We start from the raw sequence: 15697 nt of genomic DNA on the forward strand, positions 1-15697 counted from the left end.
CACGCCTACACTCTCCCCGCAGCCCCTCGACGAGGACCACACCATGAGCTCCAGCCCCGCGCCTCCCGGCGGCGCGCCCGACACGCCGGAAGCCTGGCAGGCCACGCTCGTGCAGACCATGCTGGCCACGCAGGTGATGCGCCGGCCCGAGGACGACGCCGACGCGCAGGGCAAGGACATCGGCCGCCTGGTCGGCAACGACGAGCGCGAGCTGTTCGTCTCCTGCGCGCCGGCCGAGGCGCTGCAGCAGCAGATCGACCACCTCGACCCCGATTTCATCGCGGTGCACGACATCGGCACCAACTCGTCGCGCCGGCTGCTGGCCGGCATCGCCGCGGCGAGCAAGCGCGCGGTGCAGAAGCTGCACATCCGCCGCCAGGGCTACGGCACCACGCTGGCCTCGCTCGAATACGTCGAGCTGCCCACCTCCGACGGCTCCAGGCTGCTGATGTACTCCACCGAGGCCGACGCCGACACCGCCTCGCGCCACGAGCTGGCGCGCACGCTGCTGGGCAACAGCCGGCTGGCGGTGATCATGGTCGGCGAGCTGCCCGCGCATGCGCTCGAAAGCGCCTTCAAACCGCTGCGCGAGGGCGTCCTGGGCGGCGCCATGCACTGGCGCAACCGCCACGTGCTGGTGCTGCCGCTGAGCGGCGCGAGCGCGGTCGCGAACCTGGCCGCCGAGATCGGCCGCGGCACGATGGTCGACGTGCGCACCACGCCGCAGGTGACGCGCCCGGCCGACGCCTGGGGCTTCATCAACGGCACCTGGGCGCGCATCCGCGAACTGCTGCCGGCGCGCGGCGCGGCCGCGCCGCTGCGCACGAGCGCTCCTGCGCCTGCACCGGCACCAACGCCTGCACCGGCGCCCGCCCCCACACAGCCGCCGCTGGCGATGCGGCCGATGCCGGCGGTGCCGTCCAGCGCGCCGGGCCCGGCCGCGGCGGCCGGCATCCTGGAGCGCTACGTGCACCAGCTCGCCGAGCTGACCGGCATGGTGAGCTGCTGCGTGTTCGAGCTGTCCAGCGGCAAGCCGCTGGCGCACGCCGGCGCCAGCCCGGGCGCCGAGGAATTGGCCAACCACGGCACCGAGCTGCTCGCCACCATCGCCGGCACCTGCCGCGCGATGGGCCTGGGCCACGCGATCCCGGACGCCGCGATCACGCTGGGCGCGCACCACCTGCTGCTGCGCGCGGTGCCCCGGCATCCCGGCCTGGGGCTGCACGCCGTGCTCGACAAGACACACGCCAACCTGACGCTGGCGCGGCTGCAGGTGCAGCGCATGGACGCGATCTTCGACGAGCCGGCCGCCTGAGCGGCCGGCTCGCCGCGTCGTGCCGTCAGTGCACGACGCGCTCGAAGCGGAACTCGCCGCCCTGCACCTCGACCGGGATCACGTCCTTCGGCCCGAAGCGGCCTTCGAGGATCAGCCGAGCCACCGGGTTCTCGATGCGCTGCTGGATCGCGCGCTTCAGCGGCCGCGCGCCGAACACCGGGTCGAAGCCGACCTTGGCGATCTCCGCCAGCGCCGCCGCCGACACGTCGAGCTTCATGTCCATCTTCTCCAGGCGCGATTCGAGCACGCCGAGCTGGATCTTCGCGATCGCCTCGATGTTCTTCGCGTCGAGCGCGTGGAACACCACGGTCTCGTCGATGCGGTTGAGGAACTCGGGCCGGAAGTGCTGCTTGACCTCGCCCCACACCGCGTCGCGGATCTGCTCGCTGGGCTCGCCGGCCATCTGCATGATCAGGTGCGAGCCGAGGTTGCTGGTCATCACGATCACGGTGTTCTTGAAGTCCACCGTGCGGCCCTGGCCGTCGGTCAGGCGGCCGTCGTCGAGCACCTGCAGCAGCACGTTGAACACGTCGGGGTGCGCCTTCTCGACCTCGTCGAGCAGCAGCACGCTGTACGGCTTGCGCCGCACCGCCTCGGTCAGGTAGCCGCCCTCGTCGTAGCCGACGTAGCCCGGCGGCGCGCCGATCAGCCGCGCCACCGAGTGCTTCTCCATGAACTCGCTCATGTCCAGGCGGATCAGGTGCTCCTCGCTGTCGAACAGGAAGGCCGCCAGCGCCTTGCACAGCTCGGTCTTGCCGACGCCGGTGGGGCCGAGGAAGAGGAACGAGCCGGTCGGCCGGTTCGGGTCCGACAGGCCCGAGCGCGAGCGGCGGATCGCGTTGGCCACCGCGACGATCGCCTCGTCCTGGCCGACCACGCGCTCGTGCAGCTTGTCTTCCATGCGCAGCAGCTTCTCGCGCTCGCCCTGCATCAGCTTGGACACCGGGATGCCGGTGGCGCGCGCCACCACCTCGGCGATCTCCTCGGCGCCGACCGTGGTGCGCAGCAACTGCGGCCGGCCGCCGCCCTTCTTGCCCGCCTCCTTGGCCTGCGCGTCCTTGAGCTTCTTCTCCAGCTCGGGCAGCTTGCCGTACTGCAGCTCGGCCACCTTGTTGAGTTCGCCCTTGCGGGTGAACTCCTCGATCTGGAAGCGGATCTGGTCGATCTCCTTTCGCACCTGATCGGTGCCCTGGGCCGAGGCCTTCTCGGCCTTCCAGATCTCGTCCAGGTCGGCGTACTCGCGCTCGAGCTTGGCGATTTCCTCGGCGATCAGCTCGAAGCGCTTCTGCGAGCCTTCGTCCTTCTCCTTGCGCACCGCCTCGCGCTCGATCTTCAACTGGATCAGCCGGCGGTCGAGCTTGTCCATCGCCTCGGGCTTGGAGTCGATCTCGATCTTGATCTTGCTGGCCGCCTCGTCGATCAGGTCGATCGCCTTGTCGGGCAGGAAGCGGTCGGTGATGTAGCGGTGGCTCAGCTCGGCCGCGGCGACGATCGCCGGGTCGGTGATCTCCACGCCGTGGTGCACCTCGTACTTCTCCTGCAGGCCGCGCAGGATCGCGATGGTCGCCTCCACGCTCGGCTCGCCGACGAGGATCTTCTGGAAGCGGCGCTCCAGCGCGGCGTCCTTCTCGATGTACTTGCGGTATTCGTCCAGCGTCGTGGCGCCCACGCAGTGCAGTTCGCCGCGCGCCAGCGCGGGCTTGAGCATGTTGCCGGCGTCCATCGCGCCCTCGGCCTTGCCGGCGCCGACCATGGTGTGCAGCTCGTCGATGAAGACGATGGTCTGGCCGGCGTCCTGCGCCAGCTCCTTCAGCACGTTCTTCAGGCGCTCCTCGAACTCGCCGCGGTACTTGGCGCCGGCCAGCAGCAGCGCCATGTCGAGCACCAGCACGCGCTTGCCCTTCAGCGAATCGGGCACCTCGCCGGCGACGATGCGCTGCGCCAGGCCCTCGACGATGGCCGTCTTGCCGACGCCCGGCTCGCCGATCAGCACCGGGTTGTTCTTGGTGCGGCGTTGCAGCACCTGGATGGCGCGGCGGATCTCGTCGTCGCGGCCGATCACCGGGTCGAGCTTGCCCAGGCGGGCGCGCTCGGTCAGGTCGAGCGTGTACTTCTTCAGCGCCTCGCGCTGGCCCTCGGCCTCGGGCGAATCGACCTTCTGGCCGCCGCGCACCGCCTCGATGGCCGCCTCCAGCGCCTTGCGCGTCAGGCCGTGGCCGCGCGCCACGCCGGCGAGGTCGGTCTTGGCGTCGGCCAGCGCCAGCAGGAACATCTCGCTGGCCACGTACTGGTCGCCGCGCTTGGAGGCCTCGCGCTCGGCCGCCTGCAGCAGCGAGACGAGGTCGCGCCCCGCGCCCACCGGCTCGCCGCCCTGCACCTGCGGCAGAGCGCCGAGCGCCGTCTGCGCCGCGGTCTGCAAGGCGCTGGTGCGCACGCCGGCGCGTTCGAGCAGCGCGCGCGGGCCGTCGTCCTGCGCGAGCATCGCGGCGAGCACGTGCACCGGCTCGATGTAGGGGTTGTCGTTCGTCACCGCGAGGCTCTGGGCCTCGGCGAGCGCCTGCTGGAACTGGCTGGTGAGCTTGTCCTGTCGCATGGAAATTCCTCCGATGACGACGATCTGGGGCGGCCCGGCCCCGATTTCAAGTCGGACGCGCGGTGTTCAGCGCGCGCCGCTCAGCCGGCATTCGGCGCGTGGATGCCCCAGCGCGCCAGCGCGGCGTCGTCATCCACGCGCGCATCGACCCAGCGCGCGCCCTCGGGCGTGGTTTCCTTCTTCCAGAACGGCGCCTGGGTCTTCAGGTAGTCCATCAGGAACTCGCAAGCCTGGAAGGCCGCGCCCCGGTGCGCCGAGCTGACGGCCACCAGCACGATCTGGTCGAGCGGCGCCAGCACGCCGACGCGGTGCACGACACGCGCGGCGCGGATCGGGAAGCGCGCGAAGGCCGCGTCGACCATCGCCTCGATGGCCTTCTCGGTCATGCCGGGGTAGTGCTCCAGCTCGAGCGCGCTGATGCCGGCCCGCGCCTCGCCGCGGTCGCGCACCGTGCCGACGAAGCTCACCACCGCGCCGACGCCGGCGTCGGCGGCGCGCAGCGCGGCGACTTCGGCGCCGAGGTCGAAGTCCTCGCGCTGGATCGAGACGCGCGGCGCGGCCACTTCAGCCTCCGGTGACGGGCGGGAAGAACGCCAGCTCGGCGCCGTCGGCGAGCGCGGCGGATTCGTCGCACAGCACCTGGTCCAGCGCGCAGCGCAGCGCACGGCCGCGCGCCAGCGCCGCCGCGTGCGCGGCATCGCGGCCGATCAGCGCGTCGCGCGCGCCGGCCACGGTGGCGCCTTCCGGCAGGTCGAGCGTCTCGCCCGCGCCGAGCGCCTCGCGCAGCGAGGCGAAGTAGCGCACGCGGATCTTCACGACAGCAGTTCCGCGAAGGGCAGGAAAGCGACCGTGTCGCCGCGCGCGATCGCGTGCCCGCCCGGGTTGTCGACCAGGCCCTCGCCCCACACCAGCGAGGTCAGCACACCCGAGCCCTGGTTGGGGAACAGTTCCAGCCCGCCGGCCGCGTTGCGCCGCACGCGCAGGAACTCGCGGCGCTTGTCGGGCCGCGGCCAGTCGAAATCGGCGTGCAGCCGCAGCGGCACCGGCATCGCGGCGGGCGCGCCTTGCAGCGCGCGCAGCACCGGCCGCACCGCGAGCAGGAAGGTGACGAAGCTCGACACCGGGTTGCCCGGCAGGCCGATGAACCAGGCCGAGCCGCCGTCGGCGCGGCGCACCTCGCCGAAGGCCAGCGGCTTGCCCGGCTTGATCGCGATCTGCCACAGGTCGAGCCGGCCCTCGGCCTGCACGGCCGGGCGCAGGTGGTCTTCCTCGCCGACCGAGACGCCGCCCGAGGTGACGATCAGGTCGCTCGCCTGCGCGGCGCGGCGCAGCGCCTCGCGCGTCGCGTCGAGCCGGTCGGGCACGATGCCGAGGTCGTGGCATTCGCCGCCCAGCGCCTCGATCAGCGCGCGCAGCGCGTAGCGGTTGGAGTTGTAGATCGCGCCGGGCTTGAGCGGCTCGCCCGGCATCGCCAGCTCGTCGCCGGTGGAGAACAACGCGACGCGCGGGCGGCGCGCCACCACCAGCGAAGCGGCGCCGACCGAGGCCGCCATGCCGAGCGCCTGCGGCGTCAGCAGCGTGCCGCGCGACAGCACCTCGGCGCCGTTCGTCACGTCTTCGCCGCGGCGGCGGATGGACTGGCCGGGTTCCGGCACCACGTCGATGCGCACCGCGTCGCCCTGCGCGGTGCATTGTTCCTGCATCACCACCGCGTCGGCGCCGGGCGGGATCTGCGCGCCGGTGAAGATGCGCGCCGCGCTGCCGGGCGCGAGCGGCCGGCCCACCTGCCCGGCCGGGATGCGCTGGCTCACCGGCAGCACGGTGCCGGCGGCCGGCACGTCGGCGGCGCGCAGCGCGTAGCCGTCCATCGCGCTGTTGTCCTGCGGCGGCACGTCGAGCGCGGCGCGCACGCCTTCGGCCAGCACGCGGCCGCGCGCGTCGAAGGTGGACACTTCTTCGACCTCGCCTAGCGGCTGCACCGCGGCGAGCAGCCGCGCCAGCGCCTCGTCCAGCGTCATCAGCGGTGCGCGTGCCGGTTCAGCCATGCCGGGCAATGTAGTCCTTGACCGCCTGCGCGTCGACGCGCATCACCTCGAAGCGCTTGGGCAGTTTTTCGATGCCCTCCAGCGCGGCGGGGCGCTGCGGCTCGCGGCCCAGCGCCTCGACGATGGTGGCCGAGAACTTCGCCGGCAGCGCGGTTTCGAGCACGATCATCGCGACGCCGGCGTCGCGGTGCTCGCGCGCCACCTTCAGGCCGTCGGCGGTGTGCGTGTCGATCACCGTGCCGCAGCGCTGCGCGGTGTCGCGGATGGTGGCCAACCGGTCGGCGTGCGTGCTGCTGCCCGAGACGAAGCCGTAGCCGGCGATGCGCTCGAACTCCTCGGGCGTCAGCGTGAAGGCGCCGCGGCGGGCGATCTCGTCGCCGAACAGCGCCTTGACGCGAGCCGCGTCGCGCCCCAGCAGGTCGAACACGAAGCGCTCGAAGTTCGAGGCCTTGCTGATGTCCATCGACGGGCTGGAGGTCTCGTGCGTCTCGGCGCTGCCGCGCACGCGGTAGGTGCCGGTGCGGAAGAACTCGTCGAGCACGTTGTTCTCGTTGGTGGCCAGCACCAGGCGGTGGATGGGCAGGCCCATCATGCGCGCCACGTGGCCGGCGCAGATGTTGCCGAAGTTGCCCGAGGGCACCGCGAAACTGACGCGCTCGTCGTTGCCTTGGGTCGCCTGGAAGTACCCGGCGAAGTAGTACACCACCTGCGCCAGCAGGCGCGCCCAGTTGATCGAGTTGACGGTGCCGATCTTCCAGCGGCGCTTGAAGTCGAGGTCGTTCGACACGGCCTTGACGATGTCCTGGCAGTCGTCGAACACGCCCTCGATGGCGATGTTGTGGATGTTGGCGTCCTGCAGGCTGAACATCTGCGCCTGCTGGAACGGGCTCATGCGGCCGTGCGGGCTGAGCATGAAGACCCTGACGCCCTTCTTGCCGCGCATCGCGTACTCGGCCGCGCTGCCGGTGTCGCCCGAGGTGGCGCCGAGGATGTTCAGCGTCTGCCCGCGCCGCGCCAGTTCGTACTCGAACAGCGCGCCCAGCAGTTGCATCGCCATGTCCTTGAAGGCGAGCGTCGGGCCGTTGGACAGCGCTTCGAGGTACAGGCCGTCTTCGAGCTTCTTCAGCGGCACGATCTCGCGCGTGCCGAACACCTGCTCGGTGTAGGTCTGCGACACGAGCCGCTTCAGGTCGGCGTGCGGGATGTCGTCGATATAGAGCGAGAGGATTTCGAAGGCCAGCTCGGCATACGTGAGGCCGCGCCAGCGCGCCAGCGTGGCCGCATCGACCTTCGGGTAGTGCGTCGGCAGGTACAGCCCGCCGTTGGGCGCCAGGCCTTCGAGCAGGATCTCGGAGAAGCCGCGCGGGGTCGCGTCGCCGCGCGTGCTGAGGTATTTCACTTCAGTTCTTCCTTGCGGATGCGCACGATGGGCGCGAGCACGGTCGGCAGCGCCTGCATCTGCGCCAGCGCCTTGTCCATCTCGCCTTCGAGCGTGTCGTGCGTCAGGATGATCAGGTCGGTCTGCGCCTCGCCTTCATCCGATTCGCGCTGCAGCACCGCGTCGATCGAGATGCCGTGCTCGGCCAGGATGCCCGTGATGCGCGCCAGCACGCCGGCCTTGTCGGCCACCACCAGGCGCAGGTAGAACGAGGTCACCACCGCCGACATCGCCAGGATGGGCGTGTCCCGCATCGCGCCGGGCTGGAAGGCCAGTGACGGCACACGGTGGCCGGGGTCGGCCGTGTGCAGGCGCGTGATGTCCACCAGGTCGGCGATCACCGCCGAGGCGGTCGGCTCGGCGCCGGCGCCCTTGCCGTAGTACAGCGTGGTGCCGACCGCGTCGCCATGCACCACCACGGCGTTCATCGCGCCCTCGACGTTGGCGATCAGCCGCGTGGCCGGGATCAGCGTCGGGTGCACACGAAGTTCGATGCCCTGCTCTCTGCGTTTCGTGATGCCCAAGAGCTTGATGCGATAGCCGAGCTGCTCGGCGTAGCGGATGTCGGCCGCCTGCAGCTTCGTGATGCCTTCGACGTAGGCCTTGTCGAACCGCACCGGCGTGCCGAACGCGATCGCGCTGACCAGGGTCGCCTTGTGCGCGGCGTCGACGCCCTCGATGTCGAAGGTCGGGTCGGCCTCGGCGTAGCCCAGGCGCTGCGCATCCTTCAGCGCGGTGTCGAAGTCCAGCCCCTTGGAGCGCATCTCCGAGAGGATGAAGTTGGTCGTGCCGTTGATGATGCCGGCCACCCACTCGATGCGGTTGGCGCTCAGGCCTTCGCGCAGCGCCTTGATGATCGGGATGCCGCCGGCCACCGCGGCCTCGAAGGCCACCACCACGCCCTTCTCGCGCGCGGCGGCGAAGATCTCGCTGCCGTGCACCGCCAGCAGCGCCTTGTTGGCGGTGACCACGTGCTTGCCGGCGTCGATCGCGGCAAGCACCAGCGAACGCGCCAGCTCGGTGCCGCCGATCAGCTCGCAGACGATGTCGACGTCGTCGCGCCGCGCCAGCGCCTCGAAGTCCTGCACGACGGGCACGTCGACGCCGCCCAGCGCGGCCTTGGCCTTGGCCGGGTTGCGCGCCGCCACGGCCACCACCTGCAGCGCGCGGCCGGCGCGGCGCTGGATCTCGGCCTGGTTGCGCTGCAGCACGTGGACGACGCCGCCGGCGACGACGCCGGCGCCGAGCACGGCGATGCGGATCGGTTTCATACGGAATGTCTCTTGCGGTAGTGCTCGAGGAAGCGCGCGATGCGGCCGATCGCGTCGGCGAGGTCGTCGACGCTGGGCAGGAAGACGAGGCGGAAGTGGTCCGGTGTCGGCCAGTTGAAGCCGGTGCCCTGCACGATCAGCACCTTCTCCTCGGCGAGCAGTTCGTAGGCGAACTGCTGGTCGTCCTCGATCGGGTAGAGCTTGGGGTCCAGGCGCGGGAACATGTACAGCGCCGCCTTCGGCTTGACGACGCTGACGCCCGGGATCTGCGTCAGCAGCTCGTAGGCGAGGTCGCGCTGCTTGCAGAGCCGGCCGCCGGGCGCCACCAGGTCCTTGATGCTCTGGTAGCCGCCCAGCGCGGTCTGGATCGCGAGCTGCCCCGGCGTGTTCGAGCACAGCCGCATCGAGGCCAGCATGTTCAGGCCCTCGATGTAGTCGCGCGCATGCCGCTTCTCGCCCGACACCACCATCCAGCCGGCGCGGTAGCCGCAGGAGCGGTAGTTCTTCGACAGGCCGTTGAAGGTCAGGCACAGCACGTCGTCGGCCAGCGAGGCGATGCTGGTGTGCGTGTGGCCGTCGAACAGCGTCTTGTCGTAGATCTCGTCGGCCAGGATGACGAGCTGGTGCTCGCGCGCCACCTCGACGATCTGCCGCAGCACGCCCACCGGGTAGAGCGCGCCGGTCGGGTTGTTCGGGTTGATGACGACGATGGCCTTGGTGCGGCTCGTCACCTTGCGGCGGATGTCCTCGATGTCGGGCATCCACTCGCTCGCCTCGTCGCACAGGTAGTGCACCGGCGTGCCGCCGGACAGCGCCACCGAGGCGGTGTACAGCGGGTAGTCGGGCGCCGGGATCAGCACCTCGTCGCCGCTGTTGAGCATCGCGTTCAAGCTCATCGTGATCAGCTCGGAGGCGCCGTTGCCGAGGAACACGTCGTCCACCGTCACGCCGGGGATCGCCTTCTCCTGCGTGTAGTGCACCACCGCCTTGCGCGGCGCGAACAGGCCCTTGCTGTCGGTGTAGCCGGCGCTGTGCGGCATGTTGCGGATCATGTCCTGCACGATCTCGTCGGGCGGCTCGAGGCCGAACACGGCGAGGTTGCCGATGTTCAGCTTGATGATCTTGTGGCCCTCCTCCTCCATCTGCCGGGCCTTCTCGAGCACGGGTCCGCGGATGTCGTAGCAGACATTGGCCAGCTTGCTCGACTTGGCGATGGGCTTCACGGGGGCGTCTCCTGGGCGCTGCGGCGCCGCAAAACCTAGAATTTAACCATGAAGATGCATGCCGACCGCCCCGAAGGAGCCAACGCGATCAGCCGCCACGCGCCCGAGGGCGTGATCATCGCCGGCGTCGCGTACCGCGACAGCGTGCTGGTGCCGTGGCAGGGCGCGGTGCAGCCCTGGGCGGTGCAGCGCTTCGAGTCGCTCAGCGAGCAGAGCTTCGAGCCGGTGATCGCGCTCGCGCCCGAGTTGGTGCTGTTCGGCAGCGGCGGCCGGCTGCGCTTTCCGCCGCCGGCCGTCCTGCGCGCACTGATGGCGCGGCGCATCGGCTTCGAGGCGATGGACACGCCGGCCGCCTGCCGCACCTACAACGTGCTGCTGGCCGAGGGCCGCGCGGTGGTCGCGGCGCTGCTCTTCGAGACCAGGGCATGAGAGCCCCGCGCCGCGGGCGGCTCGGGCACGAGCCTTATAATGCATGGCTACGCCCGGACGGGCGCAACAGATCAGCATAACTCCATGACGCCAGCCCTCAACAAACCCCTTCCGGACTTTGAAGCGCTCGCCACGGGAGGCGTGAAGTTCACGCCGGCGGCCTTCGCCGGCAAGACGGTCGTGCTGTATTTCTACCCGAAGGACAACACGCCGGGCTGCACCACCGAGGCGATGCAGTTCCGCGACCACCACAAGGACTTCGTCAAGGCCGGCGCGGTGGTGTTCGGCGTGTCGCGCGACAACATGGCCTCGCACGACAAGTTCAAGCAGAACCTCGAGCTGCCGTTCGAGCTGATCGCCGACACCGAAGAGAAGCTCTGCCACATGTTCGGCGTGGTCAAGAACAAGATCATGTACGGCAAGAAGGTCAAGGGCATCGAGCGCTCGACCTTCCTGATCGACGGCGCCGGCGTGCTGCGCGCCGAGTGGCGCGGCCTGAAGGTCGCCGGCCACGTCGAGGAGGTGCTCAAGGCCGTCAAGGCGTTGAAGTGAGCTCTCCTCCGGCCCGCGATCTCTTGTGTATGATCAATCCATGCACGTGAGTCGCGAGACCCGCTTCCGCCGAAAGCCGCACAGCCGACTGTGCGGCTTTTTTGTTTTCCGTCCGCACTGAACGCCTCCATGCCACTGCCCAAGCCGCCTGCCAAACGCGCCGCCATCCTCTCCAATACCGACTTCGAATCGCAGGCCGCCCCCAAACCGGGCAAACGCACCCCACCGAGCCGCCACAGCGCCGAACCCGCCTCGCCGGCGGTGCTGGACCTGCTCGACGGCAGCGCCACGGCCACCCCGGTGGTGGCGCGCCCGGCCGCCGCGGCCCCGGCGGCCAAGCCGGCGCGCCCGGTGGCGCCGCAGCGCGTGCCGCGCACGCCGCGCGGCAGCGGCCCGGCCAGCCTGTTCGTGCTCGACACCAACGTGCTGATGCACGACCCGACCTCGCTGTTCCGCTTCGAAGAGCACGACATCTACCTGCCGATGATCACGCTCGAGGAGCTCGACGGGCACAAGAAGGGCATGACCGAGGTGGCGCGCAACGCCCGCCAGGTCAGCCGCGACCTCGACGCGCTGGCCGCCGCGATGCCCAAGCGCGACGCCTCGGGCATGTCCGAGGGCCTGCCGCTGGCCGCCACCGGCCACCGCGAAGCCGGCGGCAAGCTGTTCTTCCAGACCCACCTGGTCGACGTGCACCTGCCCGCCGGGCTGCCGCAGGGCAAGGCCGACAACCAGATCCTCGGCGTCGTGCAGGCGCTGCGCAAGCAGCAGCCGGGCCGTGAGGTGGTGCTGGTGTCCAAGGACATCAACATGCGCATCAAGGCGCGTGCGCTCGGCCTGCCGGCGGAGGACTACTTCAACGACAAGACGCTGGACGACGGCGACCTGCTCTACACCGGCGTGCTGCCGCTGCCCGCCGACTTCTGGGAGCGCCACGGCAAGACGATGGAGAGCTGGCAGCAGGGCGGCTTCACCTACTACCGCATCAGCGGGCCGCTGGTGCCGGCGCTGCTGGTCAACCAGTTCGTCTACCTGGAGGCGCCGGGCGCCGCGCCGCTGTACGCCAAGGTGCACGAGATCACCGGCAAGAGCGCGGTGCTGCGCACGCTGCGCGAGTACACCCACGCCAAGAACGCGGTGTGGGGCGTGACCGCGCGCAACCGCGAGCAGAACTTCGCGCTCAACCTGCTGATGGACCCGGAGTGCGACTTCATCACGCTGACCGGCACCGCCGGCACCGGCAAGACGCTGCTGACGCTGGCCGCCGGGCTCAGCCAGGTGATGGACGACCGCCGCTACACCGAGATCATCGTCACGCGCGTGACAGTGCCGGTGGGCGAGGACATCGGCTTCCTGCCCGGCACCGAGGAGGAGAAGATGAGCCCGTGGATGGGGGCGCTGGACGACAACCTCGAGGTGCTGGCGCGCAGCGACGGCGGCGCCGGCGAGTGGGGCCGCGCCGCCACCAACGACCTGGTGCGCGCCAAGATCAAGATCAAGAGCCTGAACTTCATGCGCGGGCGCACCTTCCTGAACAAGTTCGTCATCATCGACGAGGCGCAGAACCTCACGCCCAAGCAGATGAAGACGCTGATCACGCGCGCCGGCCCGGGCACCAAGATCGTCTGCCTGGGCAACCTGGCGCAGATCGACACGCCCTACCTGACCGAAGGCAGCTCGGGCCTGACCTACGCGGTGGACCGCTTCAAGGGCTGGCCGCACAGCGGCCACGTGACGCTGGCGCGCGGCGAACGATCCCGGCTGGCGGACTTCGCTTCCGAGGTGCTCTGAGACCCGGATCGCCGGGATCAACAAAAAGGCCCCTCGCGGGGCCTTTTCTTCTTTACTTCACCGCCACCAGATCGCGGATCTGCTGCAAGGCGGTCGGGTCGTCCATCGTGGTCAGGTCGCCCGGGTCGCGCTGTTCGCAAACCGCCTGGATCGCGCGGCGCAGCATCTTGCCGGAGCGCGTCTTGGGCAGCAGCGTCACGAAGTGGATGCGCGCCGGCCGCGCCACCGCGCCGAGCTGGCCGTCGACCGTCTTCATCACCTCGCCTTCGAGCTTCAGGCGCGCGGCGGCGTCGGGCGCGAGCGCCGGATCCTTCAGCACCGCGAAGGCCATCGCCACCTGGCCCTTGAGCTGGTCGGCCACGCCGACCACCGCCACCTCGGCCACGGCCGGGTGGCTGGAGATGCTCTCCTCGATCTCGCGCGTGCCGAGGCGGTGGCCCGCCACGTTGATCACGTCGTCGGTGCGGCCGAGGATGAAGAAGTAGCCGTCCTCGTCCTTGATGCCCCAGTCGAAGGTGCTGTAGAGCTGCTGGCCCGGGATGCTCTGCCAGTAGGTCTTGACGAAGCGCGCGTCGTCGCGCCACACCGTCTGCATGCAGCCCGGCGGCAGCGGGCCGGCGATCGCCACCACGCCCTTCTGGTTCGGCGCGCTGACCTGCTCGCCGGTGGTCTCGTCGATCAGGCGCACGTCGTAGCCGTACATCGCCACGCCCGGGCTGCCGAACTTGCTGGGCGCCTTCTCGACGCCGTTGGCGATGGTCAGGATCGGCCAGCCGGTCTCGGTCTGCCAGTAGTTGTCGATGATCGGCTTGCCCAGGCTGTCGGCGATCCACTTGGCGGTGGGCTCGTCGAGTGGCTCGCCGGCGAGGAACAGCGCGCGCAGCGAGGACAGGTCGTACTTGGTCAGGAAGGCCGGATCCTGCTTCTTCAGCACGCGCACCGCGGTGGGCGCGCTGAACATCACGGTGACCTTGTACTTCTCGACCAGGCTCCACCAGATGCCGGCGTCGGGGCGCGTCGGCAGGCCCTCGTACATGATGGTCGCCATGCCGGCGATCAGCGGGCCGTAGATGATGTAGCTGTGGCCCACCACCCAGCCGATGTCGCTGGTGGAGAAGTAGGTCTCGCCGGCGTTGCCGCAGAAGATGTGCTTCATCGACGCGGCCAGCGCCACCGCGTAGCCGCCGGTGTCGCGCTGCACGCCCTTGGGCTTGCCGGTGGTGCCGCTGGTGTAGAGCGTGTAGCTCGGGTGCGTCGAGTCGACCCAGACGCAGGGCACGACGGTGTTCAGGTGCTTGTCGCGCAGCGCCGCGTAGTCGACGTCGCGGCCGGCCACCGTCTCCATGGGGCTCAGGCCGCGGTCGACCAGCAGCACCTTGGCGGGCTTGTGCGTCGCGAGGCTGATCGCCTCGTCGAGCAGCGGCTTGTAGGCCACGACCTTGCCCGAGCGCATGCCGGCGTCGGCGCTGACGATCACCGTCGGCTCGGCGTCGTCGATGCGGCTGGCCAGGCTCACGCTGGCGAAGCCGCCGAACACCACCGAATGGATCGCGCCGATGCGCGCGCAGGCCAGCATCGTGAAGGCGGCCTCGGCGATCATCGGCATGTACACCAGCACGCGGTCGCCCTGCTTGACGCCCAGTTCCCGCAGGATGGCGGCCATGCGCTGCACCTCGGCGTGCAGTTCGCGGAAGCTGTAGGCCTTCTCCTGCTCGGTTTCGGTGGAGACGAAGATCAGCGCGTTCTGGTCGGGCCGCGTCTTCAGGTGCCGGTCGACGGCGTTGTGGCACAGGTTGGTCTTGCCGCCGACGAACCACTTGGCGAACGGCGGGTTCGCGTAGTCGCAGACTTTCTCGAACGGCTGCTGCCAGTCGATCAGCTCGGCCTGTTCGGCCCAAAAACCGTCGCGGTCCTGGATCGAGCGCTGGTGGAACGCTGCATAGCTCGTCATGGCGTGTCTCCTGGAGTCGTTGTTGCCTGCCGGCGCGATTTCAAGCGCGGGCTCTTACGAGCGTCTGACGCTCAGCCGATCGCGACGACGACGCGGCCGCGCAGCCGGCCGGCCATCAGCTCGGCAGCGCGCTCGGCCGCCTGCGCCAGCGGCACCTCGACGGCGATCGCCTCGAGCTGCTTCGCGTCGAGGTCGCGCGCCAGGCGCTGCCAGGCCTCGCGGCGCAGCGGCTGCGGCGCGTAGACGCTGTCGATGCCGGCCAGCGTCACGCCGCGCAGGATGAAGGGCATCACCGTGGCCGGCAGCTCGGCGCCCTGCGCCAGCCCGCAGGCGGCGACGACGCCGCCGTAGCGCGTCTGCGCCAGCGCGTTGGCGAGCGTGTGGCTGCCCACCGCGTCGACCACCGCCGCCCAGCGCTCCTTCTGCAGCGGCTTGCCGGCCGCGGCCAGTTCGGCGCGGTCGATCACCGCGGCGGCGCCCAGCGCCTTCAGGTAGTCGGCCTCGGCGGCCTTGCCGGTGGCGGCGACGACGCGGTGGCCGAGCCGGGCCAGCAGCGTGGTGGCCACGCTGCCGACGCCGCCGGTGGCGCCGGTGACCAGCACCTCGCCCTCGCCCGGCTTCAGGCCGTGGCGCTCCAGCGCCATCACGCACAGCATCGCGGTGTAGCCGGCGGTGCCTATGGCCATCGCCTGGCGCGTCGTGAACGCGGCCGGCAGCGGCACCAGCCAGTCGCCCTTCAGGCGCGCCTTGCCCGCCAGACAGCCCCAGTGCGTCTCACCGACGCCCCAGCCGTTCAGGACGAAGGCGTCGCCGGCCTTCCACTGCGGGTGCGAGCTCTCCAGCACGCGGCCGGCGCCGTCGATGCCGGCCACCATCGGCCACTGGCGCACCACCGGGCTGCGGTTGGTGATCGCCAGGCCGTCCTTGTAGTTGAGCGTCGAGTGCGCCACCTCCACCAGCACGTCGCCTGCGGGCAGCGCGACCTCGTCGAGTTCGCGGATGCCGGCGCGAAAGCCGGCCTCGTCCTTCTCCAGCAGCAAAGCCTTGAACATGAGATCTCCTTGGGGA

13 protein-coding genes are annotated in these 15697 nt (G+C 70.3%); 4 read left to right on the plus strand and 9 right to left on the minus strand.

Annotation, left to right across the window (positions count from 1 at the left end):
- Window positions 1-43 precede the first annotated feature (43 nt).
- Window positions 44-1315, plus strand: coding sequence for a hypothetical protein (locus tag QM792_RS12045; RefSeq protein WP_415150278.1), 1272 nt, complete (start codon window positions 44-46; stop codon window positions 1313-1315).
- A gap of 25 nt (window positions 1316-1340) precedes the next feature.
- Here the strand turns inward: QM792_RS12045 and clpB are convergent, their stop codons facing one another.
- From clpB to QM792_RS12080, 7 genes are all read right to left on the minus strand, one after another.
- A complete protein-coding gene (gene clpB, locus QM792_RS12050) occupies window positions 1341-3929 on the minus strand; it encodes an ATP-dependent chaperone ClpB (RefSeq protein ID WP_415150280.1) in 2589 nt (862 codons plus the stop codon).
- Window positions 3930-4009: 80 nt separating this feature from the next.
- Window positions 4010-4492: a molybdenum cofactor biosynthesis protein MoaE gene (locus QM792_RS12055; protein ID WP_415150282.1), complete on the minus strand. Its 483-nt coding sequence runs from the start codon at window positions 4490-4492 to the stop codon at window positions 4010-4012.
- Window position 4493: 1 nt separating this feature from the next.
- A complete protein-coding gene (locus tag QM792_RS12060; RefSeq protein ID WP_415150283.1) occupies window positions 4494-4745 on the minus strand; it encodes a MoaD/ThiS family protein in 252 nt (83 codons plus the stop codon).
- Window positions 4742-5974: a gephyrin-like molybdotransferase Glp gene (gene glp / locus QM792_RS12065; protein ID WP_415150284.1), complete on the minus strand. Its 1233-nt coding sequence runs from the start codon at window positions 5972-5974 to the stop codon at window positions 4742-4744. The genes QM792_RS12060 and glp overlap by 4 nt, the downstream gene beginning before the upstream one ends.
- A complete protein-coding gene (gene thrC / locus QM792_RS12070; protein WP_415150286.1) occupies window positions 5967-7373 on the minus strand; it encodes a threonine synthase in 1407 nt (468 codons plus the stop codon). Before thrC ends, glp begins: the two co-directional genes overlap by 8 nt.
- A complete protein-coding gene (locus QM792_RS12075; protein WP_415150287.1) occupies window positions 7370-8683 on the minus strand; it encodes a homoserine dehydrogenase in 1314 nt (437 codons plus the stop codon). Before QM792_RS12075 ends, thrC begins: the two co-directional genes overlap by 4 nt.
- The gene (locus tag QM792_RS12080; protein ID WP_415150288.1) at window positions 8680-9906 is read right to left on the minus strand and encodes a pyridoxal phosphate-dependent aminotransferase; all 1227 of its coding nucleotides are present in this window, start codon (window positions 9904-9906) and stop codon (window positions 8680-8682) included. The genes QM792_RS12075 and QM792_RS12080 overlap by 4 nt, the downstream gene beginning before the upstream one ends.
- Window positions 9907-9954: 48 nt before the next feature.
- Here QM792_RS12080 and QM792_RS12085 point away from each other — a divergent pair, with 48 nt between their 5' ends.
- The 3 genes from QM792_RS12085 (at window position 9955) to QM792_RS12095 (ending at window position 12678) form a co-directional block, all read left to right on the plus strand.
- Window positions 9955-10335, plus strand: coding sequence for an Mth938-like domain-containing protein (locus tag QM792_RS12085; RefSeq protein WP_415150290.1), 381 nt, complete (start codon window positions 9955-9957; stop codon window positions 10333-10335).
- 84 nt (window positions 10336-10419) lie between these two features.
- Entirely contained in the window at window positions 10420-10887 is a 468-nt protein-coding gene (locus QM792_RS12090; RefSeq protein WP_415150291.1) for a peroxiredoxin, read from the plus strand.
- Between the two features lie 129 nt (window positions 10888-11016).
- Window positions 11017-12678, plus strand: a complete 1662-nt coding sequence (locus QM792_RS12095; RefSeq protein ID WP_415150293.1) for a PhoH family protein — start codon at window positions 11017-11019, stop codon at window positions 12676-12678.
- Window positions 12679-12730: 52 nt separating this feature from the next.
- On the opposite strand, the gene QM792_RS12100 is transcribed toward QM792_RS12095, so the two are convergent.
- The gene (locus QM792_RS12100) at window positions 12731-14629 is read right to left on the minus strand and encodes a propionate--CoA ligase (RefSeq protein WP_415150295.1); all 1899 of its coding nucleotides are present in this window, start codon (window positions 14627-14629) and stop codon (window positions 12731-12733) included.
- Between the two features lie 71 nt (window positions 14630-14700).
- The gene (locus tag QM792_RS12105) at window positions 14701-15681 is read right to left on the minus strand and encodes an MDR family oxidoreductase (protein ID WP_415150297.1); all 981 of its coding nucleotides are present in this window, start codon (window positions 15679-15681) and stop codon (window positions 14701-14703) included.
- Window positions 15682-15697 lie beyond the last annotated feature (16 nt).

Origin of the sequence: Piscinibacter sp. (assembly GCF_047600445.1) — a bacterium.
Taxonomy (GTDB): Bacteria; Pseudomonadota; Gammaproteobacteria; order Burkholderiales; family Burkholderiaceae_C; genus Piscinibacter.

What these genes read in the sequence shown, in the direction of transcription:
- QM792_RS12045 (WP_415150278.1), top strand. Translation starts at nt 44, where the DNA reads ATGAGCTCCAGCCCCGCGCCTCCCGGCGGCGCGCCCGACACGCCGGAA.
- clpB (WP_415150280.1), bottom strand. Translation starts at nt 3,929, where the DNA reads ATGCGACAGGACAAGCTCACCAGCCAGTTCCAGCAGGCGCTCGCCGAG.
- glp (WP_415150284.1), bottom strand. Translation starts at nt 5,974, where the DNA reads ATGGCTGAACCGGCACGCGCACCGCTGATGACGCTGGACGAGGCGCTG.
- QM792_RS12075 (WP_415150287.1), bottom strand. Translation starts at nt 8,683, where the DNA reads ATGAAACCGATCCGCATCGCCGTGCTCGGCGCCGGCGTCGTCGCCGGC.
- QM792_RS12085 (WP_415150290.1), top strand. Translation starts at nt 9,955, where the DNA reads ATGAAGATGCATGCCGACCGCCCCGAAGGAGCCAACGCGATCAGCCGC.
- QM792_RS12090 (WP_415150291.1), top strand. Translation starts at nt 10,420, where the DNA reads ATGACGCCAGCCCTCAACAAACCCCTTCCGGACTTTGAAGCGCTCGCC.
- QM792_RS12095 (WP_415150293.1), top strand. Translation starts at nt 11,017, where the DNA reads ATGCCACTGCCCAAGCCGCCTGCCAAACGCGCCGCCATCCTCTCCAAT.
- QM792_RS12100 (WP_415150295.1), bottom strand. Translation starts at nt 14,629, where the DNA reads ATGACGAGCTATGCAGCGTTCCACCAGCGCTCGATCCAGGACCGCGAC.
- QM792_RS12105 (WP_415150297.1), bottom strand. Translation starts at nt 15,681, where the DNA reads ATGTTCAAGGCTTTGCTGCTGGAGAAGGACGAGGCCGGCTTTCGCGCC.